Source organism: Streptomyces sp. NPDC047081 (genome assembly GCF_040643775.1).
Taxonomy (GTDB): Bacteria; Actinomycetota; Actinomycetes; order Streptomycetales; family Streptomycetaceae; genus Streptomyces.
This window is the reverse complement of record NZ_JBEYUY010000012.1, coordinates 84,117-105,999: the sequence shown is the minus strand read 5'-3', so window position 1 is coordinate 105,999 and position 21,883 is coordinate 84,117. Positions and strand designations below refer to the sequence as shown.

Below are 21,883 nucleotides of genomic sequence, written 5' to 3'. Positions count from 1 at the left end.
TCGTACGCCTGCGTATCGACGTCGGTACGACCCCGTACCGACGTCCGTACGACCCCCGGTGCACACCGGAGCTCACAACATCTGGGACATTTTTCTATGCGCAAGAAGACGTTCGCCGCGGCCGCGCTGATCGCCGCCGCCACCCTGACCCTCTCCGCCTGCGGCAGCGGTGGCGGTGACGACTCGCCCGTCGCCGTGGTCTCCGAGGACGGCTCGCAGAAGGCCGCCACCCTCCTCGACCAGCCCTTCGAGAAGCCGGACCTGGTGCTGACCGACACCCAGGGCAAGAAGTACGACTTCCGCAAGGAGACGGCCGGGAAGCCGACTCTGATCTACTTCGGCTACACCCACTGCCCCGACATCTGCCCGCTGACGATGAACAACCTCGCCGTCGCCAAGAAGCAGCTGTCCAAGGCGGATCAGGACAAGCTGCGGATCGTGTTCGTCACGACCGACCCGGCCCGCGACACCCCGTCCGAGCTCGGCAAGTGGCTCAAGGGCATCGACCCCCAGATCGTCGGCCTGACCGGCGACTTCGCCACCATCCAGGCGGGCGCCCGCACCCTCGGCATCTCCATCGAGCCGACCCACAAGGACAAGAAGACCGGCAAGACCGTCTCCGTGCACGGCACCCAGGTCATCGCCTTCTCGCCCAAGACCGACGGCGGTTACGTCCTCTACGGCGAGGACGCCACCGTCGACGACTACACCAAGGACCTCCCCAAGATCATCAAGGGGGAGAACCCGTGAGGCACCTCGTGGTGCCCGCGGCGCTGATAGCGGGCACGCTGGCCCTGACCGGCTGCGGCGGCTCCGGCGACTCCAGTGCCGAACTGTCCGTGTCCGCCTCGTACATGCCCCAGCCGGTCACCGGTGACATGGCCGCGGGCTATTTCACCATCGCCAACAAGGGCGGTGCGAAGGACGAGCTGACCTCGGTCACCAGCGACGCGGCGGCCACCGTCACCATGCACGAGACCGTCGGGCAGTCCATGGAGGAGGTCAAGTCCCTCGATGTGCCCGCACACGGTCAACTCGTGTTCAAGAGCGGCGGCAATCACCTGATGTTCGAGAAGCTGAAGCGCAAGCCGAGGCAGGGCGAGAAGGTGAGCGTCGAACTGCACTTCGCCAAGTCCGATCCGATCACGGTCGAGATGCCGGTGAAGTCGGCCACGTACAACCCTGCGACCGGCCACTGAGGGAGGCACGACCGTGACACCGACCATCACCCCCCGCCGTATGCGGACCCTGGTGCTGCTGTTCCTGGCCGTCATGGGGGCACTGCTCGCCGGCGCCGGACCGGCCTCCGCGCATGCGGCGCTCACCGGCAGCGACCCCGCTTCGGGGGTGGTGGTCGACAAGGCGCCCACCCAGGTCACTCTGACCTTCTCCGAGAAGGTCGCCACCTCCGGTGACTCCGTGCGCGTCCTCGACCCCAAGGGCAAGCGGGTCGACACCGGCAAGGCGACCGACGTCAGCGGCACCACGTACTCCGTGCCCCTGCACAGCGGCCTGCCCGACGGCACCTACACGGTGGCCTGGCAGGTCGTCTCGGCCGACAGCCACCCGGTCGCGGGCGCCTTCACCTTCTCCATCGGCGCCCCCTCCCAGACCACCGTCTCGGTCTCCGGCGACACGGCGGGCGGCGGGGTCGTCGGCTGGCTCTACGGCTTCGGGCGGTACGTCTCGTACGCCGGCTTCATCGTCATGGTGGGCGGCGCCGCCTTCGTCCTCGCCTGCTGGCAACGCGGTTCGGGGGTACGGCCGCTGCAGCGGCTCGTGGTCTCCGGCTGGCTCGCGCTGACCTCGGCGACCCTTCTGCTGCTGCTCCTGCGCGGCTCCTACACCAGCTCCGGCAAGGTCGGCGACATCTTCGACCTGAGCCTGCTGGGGCAGGTGCTGCAGACCAAGACGGGTGCGGCGCTGGTCTCCCGGCTGCTGCTGCTCGCGGCTGCGGCGCTGTTCATCGCCGTGCTGTTCGGGGCGTACGACAAGCGTGAGGACGAGGAGAAGCGGGACCTCACCTTCGGGCTCGCGATCGGCGGGTTCGTGGTGTCGGCGGGGCTCGCGGCGAGCTGGGCGTTGGCCGAGCACGCCTCGACCGGGCTCCAGCCGGGCATCGCGATGCCGGTCGACGTCGTCCATCTGCTGGCGGTCGCGGCCTGGCTGGGCGGACTGTGCGCACTGCTCGTCGCGCTGTACCGCGCGGATACGCCGATCGAGGCCGCGGCGGTACGACGCTTCTCGACCGTCGCTTTCGGCAGCGTGTGCGCGCTGGTCGCGACGGGCGTCTACCAGTCCTGGCGCCAGCTCGGCTCCTGGTCGGCGTTCACGGACACGGCGTACGGCCAGCTGCTGCTCGTCAAGATCGGGCTGGTGGCGCTGCTTGTGGGGATCGCATGGATCTCGCGGCGGTGGACCGCGCGGCTGGCGGACGGGCGTGTGGAGAGCGAAGAGGGCGCCGAGACGGAGGGGTCCGTCGAGGACGGTGCTGAGGAAAGCACCGAGGAGGACGCCGGCGTCGGCAAGAAGCAGCATGCGGCAGCGCGGGCAGGTGCCGGCTCGGCCACGGCCACTGCCGGCTCGGCCAGCGCGTCCGCCGGCAGCTCGACTGCCGCCGGCTCCACTGCCGGGGCCGCCGAGGACTCCGGCGATTCCGAGGCCACCGGCACTTCCAAGACCCCCGGCGCCCCCAAGTCCCCCGCCGACACCAAACGCGCCGCCCAGCTCGCCCGGCAGCGGGCCGCCGTCGACACCGCGCGGCAGAAGCGGCAACGGGACGCCGATCCCGACCGGTTCGGGCTGCGCCGCTCCGTGCTCGCCGAGGCCGGTGTGGCCGTCGTACTGCTCGCCGTGACCACCGTGCTCACGCAGACCGAGCCGGGCCGTACCGAGGAAGACGCCAACGCGGCCAAGGCAGCCGCGTCCTCCTCTTCCTCCGCGTCGGACTCCTCGTCCGGCGCCCTGACCCTGACCATGCCCTTCGACACCGGCGGCACGGACGGCAAGGGCGTCGTCTCGGTCGACCTCGACCCCGCGCGCGTGGGCGGCAACGAGATGCACGTCTACGTCACCCGGCCCAACGGGCGCGCCTTCGACATCCCCGAGGTGAAGGTCTCCTTCACCCTGGAGGCCAAGAAGATCGGTCCGCTGCCCGTCGCACCCGACCACGTCGCCACCGGTCACTGGGCGGCGAGCGGAATCCAGATCCCGATGGCCGGCGACTGGAAGGTCGCCGTGACCGTGCGGACCTCCGACATCGACCAGGTGACCGTCTCCAAGAACGCGCAGATCGGCTGAATCGCACCATGGCTGACCAGTCCATCCCCGAAGCCCGCACGTCCGGGGCGGCAACGGCCCCGGAGGAGGCCGTTTCAGGAAACGGCACCATCGGAGAAACGCCCGTCCAGGACGGACCCGGCATCTCCCGCCGCACCCTCCTCGGCACAGCCGGCGCCACCGGCCTCGTGCTCGGCGCCGCCGGTGGTGCCGTCGGATACGCCGCCGCGCCCTCCGAGGCCACTCCGCTCTCCTCCGTCGGCGCGGACATGGCAATGTTTCACGGGAAACATCAGCCCGGGATCACCGAGGGCCTCCAGGCCAAGGGCCACCTCGTCGCCTTCGACCTGGCGGCCGGCGCGGGCCGCAAGGAGGCGGCCGCGCTGCTGCGCCGCTGGTCGGCGACGGCCGAGCGGCTGATGGCGGGCGAGGCCCTCACCAGCGACGACACGGACGTGGCCCGTGACGCCGGGCCGTCCTCACTGACGATCACCTTCGGCTTCGGGCACAGCTTCTTCGCCCGCACCGGCCTGGAGAAGCAGCGCCCGGTCTCCCTCGACCCGCTGCCCGACTTCTCCTCCGACCACCTCGACAAGGCGCGCAGCAACGGCGACCTGTGGGTGCAGATCGGCGCCAACGACGGCCTGGTCGCCTTCCACGCCCTGCGCGCGATCCAGAAGGACGCGGGCGCGGCGGCCCGCATCCGCTGGCAGATGAACGGCTTCAACCGCACGCCGGGCGCCACGGCCCACCCCATGACGGCCCGCAACCTCATGGGCCAGCTGGACGGCACCCGCAATCCCAAGCCGACGGAATCGGACTTCGACAAGCGGATCTTCGTGCCCGCCTCCGGCTCGAACGACCCTTCGTGGATGGCGAACGGCTCCTACGCCGTCGTACGCCGTATCCGCATGCTCCTCGACGACTGGGAGAAGCTCTCGCTCGCCGCCCAGGAGAACGTCATCGGGCGCCGCAAGTCCAACGGGGCGCCGCTGTCCGGCGGTTCCGAGACGACCGCGATGAACCTCGACAAGACCGACGCCAAGGGCGAGTACGTCGTCCCGATCAACGCCCACTCCCGCATCACGCGCCCCGACCAGAACGGCGGTGCGGCGATGCTGCGGCGCCCGTTCTCGTACCACGACGGCTTCGACGCGAACGGGGTGCCGGACGCCGGTCTGCTGTTCGTGTGCTGGCAGGCCGATCCGCTGCGCGGTTTCGTCCCGGTCCAACGCAAGCTCGACCGCGGCGACGCCCTGTCGAAGTACATCCGGCACGAGGCCAGCGGCCTGTTCGCGGTGCCGGGCGGGACGGCGAAGGGCGAGTACGTGGGGCAGCGGCTGCTGGAAGGGTGAGCCGTGCCCCCGTGAGGCCATTAGGGTGAGGGCATGCCAGCGAGCTACGCCTACCTCGGCCCCGAGGGCACCTTCACCGAAGTCGCCCTGCGAACGCTGCCCGAGGCGGCCACCCGGGAGCTGATCCCGTACGTGTCCGTGCAGTCCGCGCTGGACGCGGTCCGCGCCGGTGAGGCCGAGGCCGCGTTCGTGCCGATCGAGAACTCCGTCGAGGGCGGCATCACCACCACCCTCGACGAGCTGGTCGCGGGCGCGCCGCTGATGATCTACCGCGAGGTGCTGCTGTCGATCACCTTCGCGCTGCTGGTCCGGCCGGGCACGAAGCTGTCCGACATCAAGACGGTCTCCGCGCACCCGGCCGCCCAGCCGCAGGTCCGCAACTGGCTCAAGAACAACCTCCCGGACGCCCACTGGGAGTCCGCCGCCTCGAACGCGGACGCCGCCCGGCTGGTCCAGGAGGGCCAGTACGACGCCGCCTTCGCCGGTGAGTTCGCGGCCGCCCGGTACGGCCTGGAGGCCCTGGAAACCGGGATCCATGACGCGGAGAACGCGCAGACCCGTTTCGTGCTGGTGGGCCGGCCCGCCCGGCCCGCGGCGCCGACCGGCGCGGACAAGACATCCGTCGTGCTGTGGCAGCGCGACGACCACCCCGGTGGTCTGCGCGACCTGCTCGGCGAGTTCGCGACCCGCGGCATCAACCTGATGCTGCTCCAGTCCCGCCCGACCGGCGCCGGCATCGGCAACTACTGCTTCTGCATCGACGCCGAGGGCCACATCTCCGACCGCCGGGTGGCCGAGGCGCTGATGGGCCTCAAGCGGATCTGCCTGGAGGTGCGGTTCCTGGGCTCGTACCCGCGCGCGGACGTGGGCGTGGAGGACGTGAGCGCGCCGCGCCTCGGCACCTCGGACGAGGAGTTCGTCTCCGCGTCGGACTGGGTGGCCCGTTGCCAGGACGGACGCTTCTAGCACCGGTCTTACCTGCAGATTTTCGTTATCCACAGAAGTTATCCACAGGCATGCTTCTCGACCTGGGGACAAGTCGACACCGAGGCATGACCCTGTCGACAAATCGGCCCTGGAGGCCCTCCACCGTCCACCAACGCGCACATCACCCTTCGTCCACTCTTTTCCTTTAGTCAATCCTTTGGAGCGACCCCTTTCCACTCGAAAGTAGTGGTAAGGCATGGTTTGAACCGGGAATCCCTGGCGTGACGCCCCGGTTTCGGAGTGATCAATTCCGAAATCCACAGATCCTCCGCACACCCTGTGGATAACTCTTCGGAGGGTGTGGATCGCTGTGGACAACGGGAGCTCAAGTCCCGCTCCACGCAAGGGAATCGGGTCAACACGACGCCCGCCGCGTGCCCCGTACCAGGGAGTGGGACACTTTTTATTGACACGCTGGGCAATTCCCTCATAACGGAACGTAAGCCGCAATTCGTCACGGTTGTGAATGCTGAGTCGTGAGGCGTATGCCCGCACCGGTAGCCTTGACCGCGTGATTGACCTTCGCCTGCTCCGTGAGGACCCCGACCGTGTGCGCGCGTCCCAGCGCGCCCGTGGAGAGGACGTCGCGCTCGTCGACGCTCTCCTGTCTGCCGACGAGCGGCGCAGGTCGTCCGGCGTCCGCTTCGACGAGCTGCGCAACGAGCAGAAGTCGCTCGGCAAGCTCATCCCCAAGGCCTCCGGCGACGAGAAGGCCGAGCTGCTGAAGAAGGCGAGCCAGCTGGCCGCCGACGTCAAGGCGGCCGACGCCGAGCAGAACGAGGCCGACGAGGAGACCAAGCGCCTCGCCCTCCAGCTCGGCAACCTCGTCCACCCCGACGTCCCCGTCGGCGGCGAGGAGGACTTCGTCGTCCTGGAGACGCACGGCACGATCCGCGACTTCGGCGCCGAGGGCTTCGAGCCCAAGGACCACCTGGAGCTCGGCGAGGCGCTGGGCGCCATCGACGTCGAGCGCGGCGCCAAGGTGTCCGGCTCCCGCTTCTACTACCTCACCGGCGTCGGCGCCCTGCTGGAGCTGGCCCTGGTCAACGCGGCGATCGCACAGGCCACCGAGGCCGGCTTCATCCCGATGCTGACCCCCGCGCTGGTCCGCCCGCGCGCCATGGAGGGCACCGGCTTCCTCGGCCAGGCCGCGGAGAACGTGTACCACCTGGAGAAAGACGACTACTACCTGGTCGGCACCTCCGAGGTCCCCCTCGCCGCGTACCACATGGACGAGATCCTCGACGCCGACAAGCTGCCGCTGCGCTACGCGGGCTTCTCGCCGTGCTTCCGCCGCGAGGCCGGCACCTACGGCAAGGACACGCGTGGCATCTTCCGCGTGCACCAGTTCGACAAGGTCGAGATGTTCTCGTACGTCGCCCCCGAGGACGCGGAGAACGAGCACAAGCGGCTCCTGGACTGGGAGAAGCAGTGGCTGACCGGCCTCGAACTGCCCTTCCAGGTCATCGACGTGGCCTCCGGCGACCTCGGCGCCTCCGCCTCCCGCAAGTACGACTGCGAGGCGTGGATCCCCACCCAGGGCAAGTACCGCGAGCTGACCTCGGCCTCCAACTGCGACAGCTTCCAGGCCCGCCGCCTCTCCGTCCGCCTGCGCGACGGCAAGAAGGTCCAGCCGCTGGCGACGCTGAACGGCACGCTGTGCGCCGTACCGCGCACGATCGTGGCGATCCTGGAGAACCACCAGCAGGCCGACGGCTCGGTCGTCGTCCCCAAGGTGCTGCGCCCGTACCTGGGCGGCCGTGAGGTCCTGGAGCCGGTCGCCAAGTGACGTTCCCCTACCGGCTGGTCGCGACCGACCTCGACGGAACACTCCTGGGCCGCGGCGAGTCCGTCTCGCAGCGCACCCGTGACGCGCTCGCCTCGGCCACCGCGGCGGGCGCCGCGCACATCGTCGTCACCGGCCGCGGGGTGCGCTGGACCCGGCACATACTCGACGACCTCGGCTACGCGGGCCTCGCGGTGTGCGGGCAGGGCGCGCAGGTGTACGACGCCGGCGAACACCGCCTGCTGACATCCGTGACCCTGGACCGGCAGCTGGCGGGGATCGCCCTCGCGAAGATCGAGGCGGAAGTCGGTCCGCTGTACCTGGCGGCGAGCCAGGACGGACTGGACGGCGATGTGCTGGTCGGGCAGGGGTACGCGGTGACGGGCACGCTGCCGTCGAAGCCGTTGACCGATGTCTCGGAGCTCTGGGCGGCCCCGCTGACCAAGATCTACATCCAGCATCCTTCGCTCACGGACGACGAGTTGGCGGAGGCCTCACGACAGGCCGCCGGCGGTTTCGTCTCTGTCGCGATGGCCGGCGAGGGCATCGTGGAGCTCCTCCCGCTTGGTCTGTCCAAAGCGACGGGGCTGTCCCTGGCCGCCCGCCGCCTGAAGGTCAAGGCAGCGGAGACGATCGCCTTCGGCGACATGCCGAACGACGTCCCGATGTTCGCGTGGGCGTCGTACGGCGTGGCGATGGCCAACGCCCACGAGGAACTCAAGGCGGTGGCGGACGAGGTGACGGCCTCCAACGAGGAGGACGGGATCGCGGTCGTACTGGAACGGTTGCTGGGCTAGTTCTTCGGCTTCTTGCGGAGGATGCACGGATCGAACGTGCGCGGGCTTTCCAGGCCCGACCATGGCTTAGCAAGCCAGTGCCTTACCACTCGGCCAATCCTCCGGGTGGGCGGCCCACGCGAGAGCGACATCGCGTGCTCGAAGCGGCCGCCCCGGGCAGTTCCATGCGGTCGTACTCGACGGTGGGGTAACTACACCGGAGTCCTCCGCGAGCTGCCCTGACGGGAGCTGGACGTACTGTCGTGCATGGACATCGTCCGGCTCCTCTCCCAGAACGTGGCGCCGGAACAGCATCCAGAAGTACGGGCGTCCGGCGGTGTGGACACAACCATCGTGCCTGTACGACGAGTTCGGCGCCACTGATTAAAAGGCGGCCGGGGCCTGGCTACCGCCGACGCCACTTCCGCCGGCGCGCCTTGCTGAAGAACCATCCCGCCGGCGGCTCGTCGGAGCGCCACGGCTGCGGCTCGGGTTCCTCGGCACGCCAGCGGGCGGCGAGCATACGGGCGCGGGCTGAGGGCTCGGTCGTCTCGGCGGACCGTATGAAGTCCTCGTCCAGGGCGAGGTCGTCCCAGTTGTCTGCCATCCCCATTCCTCTCAGCCCATCATTTCCCTTATGCCCAGTGTGCCCGGACAGAGGTGAAGTCCCTGTCAATAAAGGCGGCGTCCGGGGCGGTGCCTACTCCTCGCCGGCCAGCGTCAGCGACCGCAGCTTCTGCCCGGCGTACCAGGTGGCGAGGACGGTGACCACGATCAGCAGGACCGTCGCCGTGGGGAGGCTGACGTCCGAGGTCACGAGCTCTCCGCCGGCCACCTTGTGGGCGACGGCCAGCGACCACTGCTGGACGCTGAGCGTGCGGGCTCCGGAGACCAGGGAGCCGAACAGGGCCTCCCAGACCAGCGCGTAGACGAGCCCGAAGACCACCGCGTGCCGCGACACCGTGCCCAGCAGCAGGAAGAGCGCCGCGTAGGCGATGGACGAGACGAGAGCCGCGACCGTGTAGGCGACGGCGATCTGCTGCCCGTTGCCGTTCAGGATCAACCCGGCGATCAGCGTCGGCAGCGCCGAGAACACCATCGTCACCGCGATCGCCACGATCAGCTTGGTGAAGATGATCGTGGGCCGTTTCAGCGGCTTGGACAGCAGGTACACCACTGAGCCGTCGTCGATCTCCGGGCCGATCGCGCCGGTGCCGGCGATGACGCCGATGATCGGCACCATCGTGGCGAGCGCGAGCCCGCCCAGCAGGTCGGAGGCGGTCTGGTCGTCGGCGCCTGCCAGGCCGCGGACGACGACGGAGATCGCGATCAGCAGCAGCGGCAGGGCGCCCAGGATGAGGGCCCGGCGGCGGCCGAGCAGGGCCCGGTAGGTGAGTCGGGCGACTGTGGGGTCGTACATCTTCGGCCTCCTACGCCGCGACCAGGTACGAGAACACGGACTCGAGGGACTCGTCGGACGGCGAGACCGTCAGCAGCCGGATGCCGTGGTCGCGGGCGACCCTCGGCAGCAGCGCGGTGAAGCGGCCGAAGTCGACGGCCTGGATGCGCAACGCGCCTTCCTGAAGGTCGACTTCGATGCCGGACGTCGACGGGTCGGCGATCAGCGCGGCCGCGAGGGCGCGGTCGTCGCTGGAGCGGACCAGGTAGCGGTGCGGTCGGTCGGTCATCAGGCGGCGGATCTTGCGGAAGTCACCGCTGGCCGCGTGCCGTCCGGCGACCACGACCTCGATGTGCCAGGCGAGTTGCTCGACCTCTTCGAGGATGTGGGACGAGAAGAGGACCGTGCGGCCCTCGTCGCCCATGCGGCGCAGCAGGTCCATGAGCTGCATGCGCTGGCGCGGGTCCATGCCGTTGAACGGCTCGTCGAGCAGGAGCAGGGACGGGTCGTGCACCAGGGCGCTCGCCATCTTCACGCGCTGGCGCATGCCCTTGGAGTACGTCGAGATCTTGCGGTCCTGCGCGTACTCCATCTCGACCGTGGCCAGGGCCTTCTGTGCCGCCTTGGCGCCCAGGCCGTGCAACTCGGCGTTGGCGACGACGAATTCGCGGCCGGTGAGGAAGTCGTACATCGCCTCGCGCTCGGGGACGATGCCGATGTGCTTGTAGATCGCCTCGTTGCGCCACACCTGCTGGCCGTCCAGGGTGACGGTGCCGGTGGAGGGGGCGAGGAAGCCGCCCATCATGTTGATGAGGGTGGACTTTCCGGCGCCGTTGGGGCCGAGGAGGCCGGTGACACCGGGGCCGATGGTCATGGTGATGTCGTTGACGGCGACCACGTTGCCGAACCAGCGGGAGACGTGGTCGATGTTGAGCGTGGTCACAGTCCCACCTTCTGGTAGCGACGCATCAGGAGGCCGTAGCAGGCGGCGATCAGGCCGAGGACCACGAGGACGTAGACCGCGCCCTCGCCGTTGGTCGGGCCGACCGCGCCGGGGAACGCCGAGCTCGCGCCGAGGAAGGCCGACTGGACGCCGTCGATGAGCGTGACGGGCGAGAACAGGCCGATCCAGGGGATGGCGCCCGTGCTGTTCTGGGCGTCGGCGATCGCCTGGAGCGTGGAGACCGCGCCGTAGGAGATCGTCAGTACGGCGATGACGGCGGCGATGCCGAAGCCGCGCCGCGGGGTCACCGAGGCGATGACCAGGCCGATGCCGGCGAAGAGCAGTGAGAGCAGTGCCACGGAGACGAGTCCCTGTGCGAATCCCTTGGTCTGGTCGGCGAAGTCGAGCTTGGCCAGCAGCGCGCCCACATAGAGGACGAGCAGCGGAGCCGCGGTCAGGACGAACATCGCGGAGGCCAGCGCCGCGTACTTGGCGCGTACGTAGTCGGCGGTCTCGATCGGCCGGGAGAAATACAGCGGCACGGTCTTGAAGCGCAGGTCGCGCGAGACCGACTGGGGCGCCTGCGAGGCGACGTACAAGCTGATGACGGCCTGCATGATGATCGCGTAGCGCGTGTAGTCGACCGGCAGGTCCTTGGCCTTGGTGGCGACCGCGACGGCGACCATGATGGCCGCGGGCACGCACATCACCACGAACAGCAGCATGGGCAGCACCTTGGACTTGACCGAGCGGCCGAGGCCGTAGGCGCCGCGCAGGGACTGCGAGTAGAGCGAGCGGGTCGCGTACGAGCGGCCGAGGCGGGGGCCGTCGTAGTTGCGGTAGCCGATGTTGTGGATGCGGGTCTGGTCACCGGCCGTAGCGGCTACGGGGTGCTCAACTGCCATGGACGGCCGCCTCCTTGCTCTGCTCGTCCTCGGTGGTGAAGACCTCCGAGATGTGGTGGCGGCGCTGCTCCATGCGCACCAGGCCGAGGCCGAGGTCGGCGACGACGTCGCGCACCAGGTCGTACGTCTCCTCGCCCTGCGCGGTCAGCAGCAGGAGGTGGCCGGCGCCGGGGAGGCCGCTGCCGGCCTCGACGGTGACCCCGCGCGCGTGCAGCGCCTCGCGCATCACGCGCGTGCCGTCCGGGTGCTCGTCGGTGTCGGTGACCTCGATGGCGATCGTGGTCGTGGTCTGGGTGAAGTCCGTGGTGGAGCTGGAGCGCAGGAGCTTGCCGCCGTCGATGACGACCACGTGGTCGCAGGTGCGCTCCAGCTCGCCAAGGAGGTGGGAGGTGACCAGGACCGAGATGCCGAAATCCGTGTAGATGCGCCGGATCAGTGCGAGCATCTCGTCGCGGCCGACCGGGTCGAGGCCGTTGGTCGGCTCGTCCAGGAAGACCAGCTGCGGGTCGTGGACGAGGGCCTGGGCGAGCTTCACGCGCTGCTTCATGCCCGTCGAGTAGCCGCCGATGGGGCGGTAGCGCTCCTCGTACAGGCCGACATGGCGCAGTGTGTCCGCGGTGCGCTCGCGCGCGGCCGTCGGCGGCAGGCCGGACATGCGGGCCATGTGCACGACGAACTCGGTCGCCGAGACGTCCGGCGGCAGGCAGTCGTGCTCCGGCATGTAGCCGACGCGCTCGCGGATGGCGGCGCCCTTCGTCGCGACGTCGAGCCCGAGCACTTCGGCGCGGCCCTCGGAGGCGGGGGACAGACCCAGCAGGATCTTGATCATGGTGGACTTGCCGGCTCCGTTGGCTCCGACGAGCCCGGTCACACCGGGTCCGACGTCGACGGAGAGCCGGTCAAGCGCGGTCACCCGGGGGAACCGCTTGCTCAGGCTTTCGGTCGCGATCACAGTCACGCATTCGAAGGTAGTGACCTGGACCACGCCGGTCGTCAGACCGCAGAGCTGTCTTCGTCTCAGACTCCAGATGTACGGGTCCGTAGGGGAGACCCCTACCTGAGAGCTACGGACAGTTATCCGTCACCGAGAGTTGTCCACAGGCCCGACCCCGCCTATTGACGCAGCCTCTAACAACTGTCACATTCGCTGGTGTCAAGTTACGGACACGTACCGCAGTCGGCGTGGACGAGGGTGGGGCGGTGGCATGACGACGGCAGTGGCAGACGAACTCTCCGTGGAACTGCGGGGATTCAGGCAGGTGCAGCGCCTCGCCTACGAGTGCGCCGAGGCGGTCGCCGCCCAGCTGCAGCCCGGGGTGACCGAGCGCGAGGCGGCCCGTATGCAGCGGGCGTGGCTGCGAGAGCGCGGGGTGCGGGACTGGTTCCACCTGCCCTTCGCCTGGTTCGGCGACCGCACGGCCTTCGTGAACTTCCGTGTCCCGCTCCAGTTCTTCCCGACCGACCGCCGCCTGGAGCCCGGGATGCCGTTCATCCTGGACATGGCTCCCGTGTACGACGGCTGCACGGCCGACATCGGCTACTCGGGCTCGCTCGGGGTCAACCCCGTGCAGGACCGGCTGATGGCCGACCTGGAGGCGCACCGCGAGCTGATCCTGCGCGAGGTGCGCGAGCGGCGCCCGCTGCGCACGATCTACGAGGACGTGGACCGCCTCATGGTCCGCCAGGGCTACGCCAACCGGCACCGCGCCTACCCCTTCGGCGTCATCGCCCACAAGGTCGACCGCGTGCGGCAACGCCGCTTCTCACCCCACCTGTTCGGATTCGGCACCCAGTCCCTGAAGGGCCTCGCCGCCGACGCGCTGCACGGTCACCGCGAGGGCTGGTCCCCGCTCTGGTCGCCGTACCGCTTCTCCGACCACCCGCCGCAGCCGGGCCTGTGGGCCGTCGAACCCCACCTCGGATTCCGCGGCACGGGCGCGAAGTTCGAGGAGATCCTCGTCGTCACCGACTCCAGGGACCCCGAGCAGAGCGCCTTCTGGCTGGACGACGATCTGCCGCACGTGCGGCGCTGGGCGGAGGACAAGTGAGCATGCTCAAGGGCGCGCGCGAGCGCTGGGTGCGGACCGGCGGCGTCGAACTGTGCGTCGCCGAACTGGGCGACTCCGCACAGCCGACGGTCGTCCTGGTGCACGGCTACCCGGACAGCAAGGAGGTCTGGTCCGAGGTCGCCGGACGGCTGACGGACCGCTTCCACGTGGTGCTGTACGACGTCCGGGGGCACGGCCGCTCGTCTGCGCCGCAGCCCCTGCGCGGCGGCTTCACCCTGGAGAAGCTCACCGACGACTTCCTTGCGGTGATCGACGCGGTCAGCCCGGACCGGCCGGTGCACGTGGTGGGGCACGACTGGGGCTCGGTGCAGTCCTGGGAGTTCGTCACCGTCCAGCGCACCGAGGGACGTATCGCCTCCTTCACGTCGATGTCCGGGCCGTCCCTGGACCACTTCGGCCACTGGATCAACAGCCGCCTGAAGAAGCCCACTCCACGCCGGGTCGGCCAACTCCTCGGCCAGGGAGCCAAGTCCTGGTACGTGTACGCGCTGCACACGCCCGTGCTGCCCGAACTGGCCTGGCGCGGCCCTCTCGGCAAGCGCTGGCCGGCCGTCCTGCGCCGCTTCGAAAAGGTGCCCGCCGACGGCTACCCCACCTCCTCGCTGCCCCAGGACGCGGCCCACGGGGCATGGCTGTACCGCGACAACGTCCGGGCCAGGCTGCGCAGGCCGCGCCCCGATGCGTACGCGCACGCGCCCGTGCAGCTCATCACGCCCCTGGAGGACGCCTTCCTGTCGGAGCGGCTCTACGACGACCTCGACACCTGGGTCCCGCGGCTGACCCGCCGCACGCTCCCGGCCAAGCACTGGATACCGCGCACCCGCCCCGACCGACTGGCGTCCTGGATCACGGAGTTCGTGACGGCCACCGAAGGAGGCAGGACCGAGGTGACGGCCACCGGCAGGTACGCCGAGCGGTTCGGCGGACAGCTCGTCCTGGTCACCGGCGCGGGCAGCGGCATCGGACGGGCCACGGCGTTCGCCTTCGCCGAGGCCGGCGCGCGCGTGGTCGCCGTCGACCGGGACGCCGAGGCCGCGACCCGCACCGCCGAACTGTCCCGGCTGGTCGGCGCCCCCGAGGCCTGGGCGGAGACCGTCGACGTCTCCGACGAGCAGGCCATGGAGAAGCTCGCCGACAAGGTCGCCGCCGAGTACGGCGTGGTGGACGTCCTGGTGAACAACGCCGGGATCGGTCTGGGCGGCTCCTTCTTCGACACCACACCGGAGGACTGGAAGAAGGTCCTCGACGTCAACCTGTGGGGCGTCATCCACGGCTGCCGGCTCTTCGGGAAGCAGATGGCCGAGCGCGGCCAGGGCGGCCACATCGTCAACACCGCGTCGGCGGCCGCGTACCAGCCCTCCAAGGCGCTGCCCGCCTACAGCACGTCCAAGGCGGCCGTGCTGATGCTCAGCGAGTGCCTGCGCGCCGAACTCGCCGGTCAGGGCATCGGAGTGAGCGCGATCTGCCCCGGCTTCGTCAACACCAACATCACCTCGACCGCGCGCTTCGCGGGCGTGGACGCCGAGGAGGAGAAGCGGCGCCAGAAGAAGTCCGCGCGCCTGTACGGGATGCGCAACTACCCGCCGGAGAAGGTCGCCGACGCCATCCTGAAGGCCGTCGTCCGCAACCAGGCCGTCGTACCCGTGACTCCGGAGGCCCGCGGCGCCCACCTCATGTCCCGCTTCACCCCGCGCGCGTTGCGGGCGATAGCCCGGCTGGAACCACCGCTGTGAGCGCGGCGAGGACGGCTTGGAGAGCCCCGGCAGCGGCGCGGGCGGCGGGCAAAGGCCCCGGCGCGGCGAGGACTGCGGCATGAGCGACGCTGCCGTGTACCGGATAGAGGACCTGGCCCACGCCAGCGGCGCCACCGTTCGCACCATCCGTGCCTACCAGGACCGCGGCCTGCTCCCCCGCCCGGAGCGCCGCGGCCGCGCCAATCTCTACTCCGACGCCCACCTCGCCCGGCTGCGCCGGATCGCCGACCTCCTCGACCGCGGCTACACCCTGGCCTCCATCAAGGAGCTCCTGGAGGCCTGGGACGCGGGCCGCGGCCTCGGCGGGGTGCTCGGGCTGGTCGCCGAGGTGGACGGCCCGTGGACCGACGAGGAGGCGGTACGGATCACCCGCGCCGAGCTCGACGAACGCTTCGGCGGCTCCCCCGACGCCGCCGCCGTCGCCGACGCCGTGGAGCTCGGCATCCTGGAGCCGATCCCGGGCGACGAGGACGTCTTCCTCGTACCGAGCCCCCAAGAGCTCGCCGTGGCCGTGGAGTTGCACTCGGCGGGCGTGCCGCTGTCCGCGATCTCCGGTCATCTGCGGGAGTTGAGGGGGCAGGTCGAGCACATCGCGGCGCGTTTCCTGGAGTTCACCACCGAGCACGTCTTCGCGCGCTACCTCGAAGGCCCGCACCGCCCGACCGACGCCGACGCGGCCGAAGCGGCCTCGCTGGTACGACGGCTGCGGCCGCTCGCGCAGCAGACGGTGGACGCGGAACTCGCCCGGGCGATGCGGTTGTTGGCGGTACGGCATCTGCGACAGCACCTCGGCGGGCACAGCGCTGCGCAGGCCCGGCCGATGTCACGCTCCGTGGTTCTGCCCGAGGAGACGATTCGGGCGGTGGAAGAGCTGGTTGGAGCTGAACGGGCGGCGGAGTTCGTGGGGCTGGCGGCTGAACGGGAGGTGCGGGCAAGGGTGTTGGACGTGCTCGCGTCAAGGGGAGGCCCCCCAGGTGATCTTGACGAAGGGGGCTGACATGTCGGGGAGTTGTCCACAGAACCGCCAAGTAGCCTGTGGATAACTACAGTTGGTTGTGGATCAAACCTCGGAACAAAAAAATTAGCGTGACGCACGTCTCTCCCCTCATGCTGATCGCATGGACGAAAGACGCACCGTAAAGGTGTCGAAATACCTCTCGAAGCACCTGCGGCACCAACCCGAACGAATCGGGCTGACCCTCGATGACGCCGGCTGGGTCGAGATCGACGAGCTGATCGCCGCGGCCGCCGCGCACAACTTCCGCTTCACCCGGGACGAACTGGACCATGTCGTCGCCGCCAACGACAAACAGCGCTTCGCTGTCGACGGCACCCGGATCCGCGCCAGCCAGGGCCACAGCGTCGACGTCGACCTGGGACTGCCCCCGGCGACCCCGCCGCCCTACCTCTACCACGGGACCGTGGACCGCTACCTGGACGCCATCCGCGACGAGGGGCTGCGCCCCATGAACCGGCACGACGTGCACCTCTCGCCCGACCGTGAGACGGCCACGCGCGTGGGCGCGCGGCGCGGCCGGCCCGTCGTCCTCTCCGTGGACGCGGGCGCCATGCACCGGGACGGACACGTGTTCCACGTCAGCGCGAACGGGGTGTGGCTGACGCAGGGCGTGCCCCCGCGGTACCTGCGTTTCCCCGAGTCGCACTGACTCCCCGCGGGAACAGGCACCCACCCGCGAGCACCCGACACCGTTCCACCCCACCCCGTGGCCGGGCAGCCGCGCACGGTGACCGTTTCGTCCGTTGTCAGAGGGTGCGCTTAGTCTCGTACGCATGAGTCTGCGTCTGAGCACCGTGATCCTTCCGCACCGCCGCTGGCACGAGGGCGGCCGTTCGGCATGGCAGCGGGCCGAGCAGCTCGGCTTCCACACCGCCTACACCTACGACCACCTCTCCTGGCGCGTCCCCTTCCGCGACGGCCCCTGGTTCGGTGCGGTGCCCACGCTGACCGCCGCCGCGGCCGTAACCGAGCGACTGCGCCTGGGCACGCTGGTGACCTCGCCCAACTTCCGGCACCCGGTGACCCTCGCCAAGGAGCTGATCTCCCTCGACGACATCTCCGGCGGCCGCATCACCCTCGGCATAGGAGCGGGCGGCACCGGCTTCGACGCCACCGCGCTCGGGCAGGAGCCCTGGACGCCGCGCGAGCGGGCCGACCGGCTTGCCGAGTTCGTGCCGCTCCTGGACCGGCTGCTGACCGAGGACTCGGTGTCGTACGAGGGCAACTACTACTCGGCGCACGAGGCGCGGAACATCCCCGGCTGTGTGCAGCGGCCCCGGCTGCCCTTCGCGGTGGCCGCGACCGGGCCCCGCGGACTGCGGCTCGCCGCCCGGTACGGGCAGGCCTGGGTGACCACCGGCGACCCCAAGCTGTACGAGAACGGCACTCCTGAACAGTCGATTCAGGCCATTCGCGGACAGGCCGAGAAGCTGGCCGACGCCTGCGCCGAGATCGGGCGGGACATGGCCGGAATGGATCGCATCCTGCTCACCGGGTTCACCCCGGACCGGGCCCGCCCGCTGGAGTCGCTCGACGCGTTCGTGGACTTCGCCGGCCGCCACCGCGAGCTGGGCTTCACCGAGATCGTGATCCACTGGCCCATCCCCGACACGGCGTTCGCCGCCGACCAGAAGGTCTTCGAACAGATCGCCATGGAGGCGCAGGCGCAGCTCGGCTGAGTCGACGGAGGGTGACGGTGCTGATGAGGACGGTAACCACTCACATGTGCGCACTCCCGCACGGCCGTGCGGGCATATGCGGGAGAATGGCCGGGTGACCTCAGCGACTCGACAGCCCGAGACCCCGGCCGCCGCCGTCCCGCCCCGGCTCATAGCCACCGATCTCGACGGCACCCTGCTGCGCGACGACAAGTCGGTCTCCCCGCGTACCGTCGCCGCCCTCGCCGCCGCCGAGGAGGCGGGCATCGAGGTCTTCTTCGTCACCGGCCGCCCGGCCCGCTGGATGGACGTCGTCAGCGACCACGTGCACGGCCACGGCCTGGCCATCTGCGGCAACGGCGCGGCGGTGGTCGACCTGCACGGCGGCCCCGGCGCCCACCGCTTCGTGAAGGTGCGCGAGCTGGCGAAGGACAACGCGCTGGACGCCGTACGACTGCTGCGGGACGCGGCGCCCGGCACGGTGTACGCGGTCGAGCAGACGTACGGCTTCTACCAGGAGCCGAACTATCCCAAGCTGCACATGGAGACCCCGGACAACCTCGCGCCCGCCGAGGAGCTGCTGGCGCCGGACGGGCTCGCGGCCGGGGAACCGGTGCTCAAGATCCTCGCCTACCATCCGACGCTCGACCCGGACGGCTTCCTCACCGCCGCCCGCCTCGCCATCGGCGACCGCGCCAACGTCACCCGCTCCAGCCCCAGCGCCCTGCTGGAGATCAGCGGCCCCGGCGTCTCCAAGGCCAGCACGCTCGCCCTGTGCTGCGCCGAGCGCGGCATCTCGCACGAACAGGTCGTCGCCTTCGGCGACATGCCGAACGACGTCGAGATGCTGACCTGGGCGGGCCGCTCGTACGCGATGGGCAACGCCCACCCGGACGTCATCGCGGCGGCCTCCGGTCGGACGGTCGCCAACAACGAGGACGGGGTGGCGGTCGTGATCGAGCGGATGCTGGCGGAGCGGGGGTAGCGGAGGCCGACAGCCGTTGTAAGAGGCGTCGGCTATTGATTGCGCCCCTTACATCGACCGCTCCGCCTCTATCCGACCGCCACGCCGCGTGCCGCCAGCCACGGCAGCGGGTCCACCGCCGAGCCGAGTTCCGGGGTGACCCGGACCTCGAAGTGCAGGTGCGGGCCGGTGGAGTTGCCGCTGGTGCCGGACTGGGCGATCCACTGGCCCGTACTCACTCGGTCGCCCTGGTCGACCGTCACGGCGGCCAGGTGGGCGTACTGGGTGTAGTAGCCGCCGGGATGCTCGATCACGATCTCGATGCCGAAGGCGCCCCCGCAGGACACCTTCACCACGCGGCCCGCGCCGACCGCCCGCACCGGCGTCCCGATCGGCACCGCGAAGTCCTGCCCGGTGTGCCGGTTCGCCCACCGGTCGCCGCCGCTGCCGAAGCCCGCCGACAGCTCGTACGTCTCCACCGGCGTCACCCACGCCTGCGTGACCTGAGCGTTCGGCTGGTCCAGCCGGACCGCGCCACGGCAGCTGCCCGCCGCCACCGAGGCGTCCGCCCGGCCCTGCAACTCCCAGCGCGCCTGTTCGAGGCTGCGCTGGATGCCGTCCTTCATGGCCGCGAGCCCAACGTTCCGCTTCTCCAGGGCCTGCCACTGGGCCGCGGCCTTCTTCTCGTCGGCGGCCAGCCGCGCCTCGGCCCGGCGGCTCTTGCCGACCGCGTTCTCCAGCGCCAGATTCGCCTGCGAGAAGACATGCTGACCGCGCATCAGCTCGTCCGGGCTCTTGGCGAGGATGATCTGCGCGGTCAGCGGAAGCCCGCCACCGGTGCGGTACTGGGCGCGGGCGATGCGCCCGAGGTCCTCGTGCATCACGGCGATCTCCTGCCGTTCGCGGGCGAGCAGCGCCTCCGCCCGCCCGGCCCGTGCCCGCTGCAGCTCCGACTCCTGCCGGCCCATCTCGTACCGCTGGGTCGCCACCGCCGCGTCCTGGTAGAGCCGCGCCACCTGCGCGCTGACGTCCGAGTCGCCGTCCTGGTCGCCCGGCTCCCCGTCGGCCGCCGTCGGCCGGGCCGCCAACACGGCGAGAGCGCACAGCAGCGCCGGAACGAGCAGCGGGTGACGGCGAGGTGAGCGCATGTCAGCGATCGTGTCCCGGCACCCCGGCCCCGGTCCTGTTCAACTCGTACGGCTGGGGGACCCGTTGCTGCGGACGGGGCACGCGCGACCAGGAACGGCTGCCACGCGCGGCCGTCGCGGGAGGGTCACGCCCGGCTCAGTAAGGCGCCTCCCACACCACCGTCGTACCGCCGCCGTCCTCCCCGATGCCCGGCCCGTGCCTGCTGTCGCCGCCCAGGGACTCGGCCCGCCGCTTGAGGTTGTTCAGGCCGCTGCGGCGGCCGTCCGCCGGGATCCCGACGCCGTCGTCCGCGACCGTCAGCCGTACGCCCGGGCGTCCGTCCGGCAGGGTCACCGTCGCGTCGACGACGACGTCGATGCGGGAGGCCCGGGCGTGCCGGAAGGCGTTGGAGAGGGCCTCGCGCAGGGCGGCGATGAGGTTCTTGCCGGTGAGGTCGCCGACCAGGGTGTCGACCGCGCCGACGAAGCGGTGCGCGGGCTTGAAGCCGAGCGGCACGGCGGCCATGTTGATCTCGCGCAGCACGCGCGTGCGCAGCCCGGAGGGGACCTCGGTGGGGCCCTGCTGGAGCGCGAAGATGGCGGTGCGGATCTCCTGGATGGTGACGTCGAGTTCGTCGACCGCCTTGCCGACCCCGTCCCGCACCTCGGGCACGACCGACCCGCGCTGGGCGCTCTCCAGCATCATGCCGGTCGCGAACAGCCGCTGGATGACGAGATCGTGCAGGTCACGGGCGATCCGGTCGCGGTCCTCGTACACCGCGAGCCGCTCCCGGTCGCGCTGCGCCTCGGCCATCATCAGCGCGAGCGCCGCCTGCGAGGCGAACTGGACCGCCATAGTCCGCTCGGCCTCCGTGAACGCCGGCGCGCCCTGCGTCCGCGGGGTGACGAGCGCCCCGAGGACTCGCCCGTCGCTCTGCAACGGCAGCATCATGACCGGCCCGTACGCGCGCGCGTACGGGGTGAGCATGCGCGGGTCGGTGGCCGCGTCGTCGACGAACACGGCCTGTCCGTCGAGGAGTTCGGCGACCAGCTCGCTCTCCGGCGGGACGACCGAGCCCAGCATGGTCGAGGGCCGGTCCGCGGCCACGGCCACGATCTCCAGGCCGCCCTCGTCGGCGGGCAGCAGCACGACCCCGGCCGCGGACCCGGACAGCCGGCGCGCCTGCTCGGCGACGACCTGGAGCGCGTCGTCGGCGTCCCCGCCCGACAGCAGCGCCGTGGTGACGGCCACCGACCCGTCGATCCACTGCTCCCGCTGCCTGGCAGCCTCGTACAGACGGGCGTTGCCGACGGCGATACCGGCCTCGGTCGCCAGCACCCGGACCATGTCCAGGTCGAAGTCGTCGAACGGCTGACCGTCCCGCTTCTCCGTCAGATACAGATTGCCGAAGATCTCGCCCTGCACCCGGATCGGCAGCCCCAGGAAGCCGCGCATCACCGGATGGTGCTCGGGGAAGCCGCACGAGCGCGGATCCCGCGTCAGATCCGCGAGCCGCACCGGCTCCGGGTCCCGGATCAGCGCCCCGAGCAGCCCCTTGCGCCCGTCGGGCAGCCGTCCGATCCGCCGCGCGGTCTCCGCGTCGACCCCGCGGAACACGAAGTCGGCGAGCCCGTCCGCGTCCTCGTCGACGACCCCGATCGCCGCGTACCGGGCGCCCGTCAGATCGGCCGCGGTCTCACAGATCCGCTCCAGCGTGGAGTGCAGTTCGAGCCCACTCCCGACGGACCGCATCGCCTCCAGAAGCTGCGGCACATGGGCGGCCAGCTCGGCGGAGAGGCCGGGCAGAGGGCGCTCGGGGCCGGACGACGGTGCGACGGACATGCCCCGAGCGTAATTAGTCC

20 protein-coding genes and 1 tRNA gene are annotated in these 21,883 nt (G+C 70.4%); 13 read left to right on the top strand and 8 right to left on the bottom strand.

Going from position 1 to position 21,883, the window contains the following annotated elements:
- The first annotated feature begins 96 nt into the window (after positions 1-96).
- From ABZ848_RS23805 to ABZ848_RS23775, 7 genes are all read left to right on the top strand, one after another.
- Positions 97-750 (top strand): SCO family protein, encoded by a 654-nt coding sequence (locus tag ABZ848_RS23805; protein ID WP_360834891.1) that lies wholly within the window; start codon positions 97-99, stop codon positions 748-750.
- On the top strand, positions 747-1,199 hold the full coding sequence (locus ABZ848_RS23800) for a copper chaperone PCu(A)C (protein WP_360834889.1): 453 nt from the start codon (positions 747-749) through the stop codon (positions 1,197-1,199). The genes ABZ848_RS23805 and ABZ848_RS23800 overlap by 4 nt, the downstream gene beginning before the upstream one ends.
- Before the next feature lie 13 nt (positions 1,200-1,212).
- Positions 1,213-3,300 carry a copper resistance protein CopC gene (locus ABZ848_RS23795; protein ID WP_360834887.1) on the top strand — a complete coding sequence of 696 codons (2,088 nt, stop codon included), beginning with the start codon at positions 1,213-1,215 and terminating at the stop codon, positions 3,298-3,300.
- A gap of 8 nt (positions 3,301-3,308) precedes the next feature.
- Entirely contained in the window at positions 3,309-4,634 is a 1,326-nt protein-coding gene (gene efeB, locus ABZ848_RS23790; protein WP_360834885.1) for an iron uptake transporter deferrochelatase/peroxidase subunit, read from the top strand.
- A 33-nt stretch (positions 4,635-4,667) separates the two neighbouring features.
- The gene (pheA, locus tag ABZ848_RS23785) at positions 4,668-5,600 is read left to right on the top strand and encodes a prephenate dehydratase (protein ID WP_360834883.1); all 933 of its coding nucleotides are present in this window, start codon (positions 4,668-4,670) and stop codon (positions 5,598-5,600) included.
- Positions 5,601-6,132: 532 nt separating this feature from the next.
- Entirely contained in the window at positions 6,133-7,410 is a 1,278-nt protein-coding gene (gene serS, locus ABZ848_RS23780; protein WP_360834881.1) for a serine--tRNA ligase, read from the top strand.
- A complete protein-coding gene (locus ABZ848_RS23775) occupies positions 7,407-8,204 on the top strand; it encodes an HAD family hydrolase (RefSeq protein WP_360834879.1) in 798 nt (265 codons plus the stop codon). Before serS ends, ABZ848_RS23775 begins: the two co-directional genes overlap by 4 nt.
- A gap of 15 nt (positions 8,205-8,219) precedes the next feature.
- On the opposite strand, the gene ABZ848_RS23770 is transcribed toward ABZ848_RS23775, so the two are convergent.
- The 6 genes from ABZ848_RS23770 to ABZ848_RS23745 form a co-directional block, all read right to left on the bottom strand.
- Positions 8,220-8,307: transfer RNA gene (locus tag ABZ848_RS23770), tRNA-Ser, on the bottom strand.
- Positions 8,308-8,589: 282 nt separating this feature from the next.
- Positions 8,590-8,790, bottom strand: a complete 201-nt coding sequence (locus ABZ848_RS23765; protein WP_360834877.1) for a hypothetical protein — start codon at positions 8,788-8,790, stop codon at positions 8,590-8,592.
- Between the two features lie 93 nt (positions 8,791-8,883).
- The gene (locus tag ABZ848_RS23760; protein WP_360834875.1) at positions 8,884-9,603 is read right to left on the bottom strand and encodes an ABC transporter permease; all 720 of its coding nucleotides are present in this window, start codon (positions 9,601-9,603) and stop codon (positions 8,884-8,886) included.
- 10 nt (positions 9,604-9,613) lie between these two features.
- On the bottom strand, positions 9,614-10,525 hold the full coding sequence (locus ABZ848_RS23755; protein ID WP_360834873.1) for an ABC transporter ATP-binding protein: 912 nt from the start codon (positions 10,523-10,525) through the stop codon (positions 9,614-9,616).
- Positions 10,522-11,430, bottom strand: coding sequence for an ABC transporter permease (locus ABZ848_RS23750; protein ID WP_360834871.1), 909 nt, complete (start codon positions 11,428-11,430; stop codon positions 10,522-10,524). The genes ABZ848_RS23755 and ABZ848_RS23750 overlap by 4 nt, the downstream gene beginning before the upstream one ends.
- On the bottom strand, positions 11,420-12,382 hold the full coding sequence (locus ABZ848_RS23745; protein ID WP_360835200.1) for an ABC transporter ATP-binding protein: 963 nt from the start codon (positions 12,380-12,382) through the stop codon (positions 11,420-11,422). Before ABZ848_RS23745 ends, ABZ848_RS23750 begins: the two co-directional genes overlap by 11 nt.
- Positions 12,383-12,635: 253 nt before the next feature.
- On the opposite strand from ABZ848_RS23745, the gene ABZ848_RS23740 reads away from it, so the two are divergent.
- The 6 genes from ABZ848_RS23740 (at position 12,636) to ABZ848_RS23715 (ending at position 18,914) form a co-directional block, all read left to right on the top strand.
- Positions 12,636-13,478: a M24 family metallopeptidase gene (locus tag ABZ848_RS23740; RefSeq protein ID WP_360834869.1), complete on the top strand. Its 843-nt coding sequence runs from the start codon at positions 12,636-12,638 to the stop codon at positions 13,476-13,478.
- 2 nt (positions 13,479-13,480) lie between these two features.
- Positions 13,481-15,232, top strand: coding sequence for an SDR family oxidoreductase (locus ABZ848_RS23735; protein ID WP_360835198.1), 1,752 nt, complete (start codon positions 13,481-13,483; stop codon positions 15,230-15,232).
- 79 nt (positions 15,233-15,311) lie between these two features.
- A complete protein-coding gene (locus ABZ848_RS23730) occupies positions 15,312-16,250 on the top strand; it encodes a MerR family transcriptional regulator (protein WP_360834867.1) in 939 nt (312 codons plus the stop codon).
- Between the two features lie 121 nt (positions 16,251-16,371).
- Entirely contained in the window at positions 16,372-16,920 is a 549-nt protein-coding gene (locus ABZ848_RS23725; protein ID WP_360834865.1) for an RNA 2'-phosphotransferase, read from the top strand.
- 124 nt (positions 16,921-17,044) lie between these two features.
- Positions 17,045-17,950 (top strand): LLM class flavin-dependent oxidoreductase, encoded by a 906-nt coding sequence (locus ABZ848_RS23720; protein ID WP_360834863.1) that lies wholly within the window; start codon positions 17,045-17,047, stop codon positions 17,948-17,950.
- Between the two features lie 76 nt (positions 17,951-18,026).
- Complete coding sequence (locus tag ABZ848_RS23715; protein ID WP_360834861.1) at positions 18,027-18,914, top strand: Cof-type HAD-IIB family hydrolase; 888 nt, start codon at positions 18,027-18,029, stop codon at positions 18,912-18,914.
- 68 nt (positions 18,915-18,982) lie between these two features.
- Here the strand turns inward: ABZ848_RS23715 and ABZ848_RS23710 are convergent, their stop codons facing one another.
- Both ABZ848_RS23710 and ABZ848_RS23705 read right to left on the bottom strand, forming a co-directional pair.
- Positions 18,983-20,041: a M23 family metallopeptidase gene (locus ABZ848_RS23710; protein ID WP_360834859.1), complete on the bottom strand. Its 1,059-nt coding sequence runs from the start codon at positions 20,039-20,041 to the stop codon at positions 18,983-18,985.
- 136 nt (positions 20,042-20,177) lie between these two features.
- Entirely contained in the window at positions 20,178-21,863 is a 1,686-nt protein-coding gene (locus ABZ848_RS23705) for a GAF domain-containing protein (protein ID WP_360834857.1), read from the bottom strand.
- Positions 21,864-21,883: the final 20 nt, after the last annotated feature.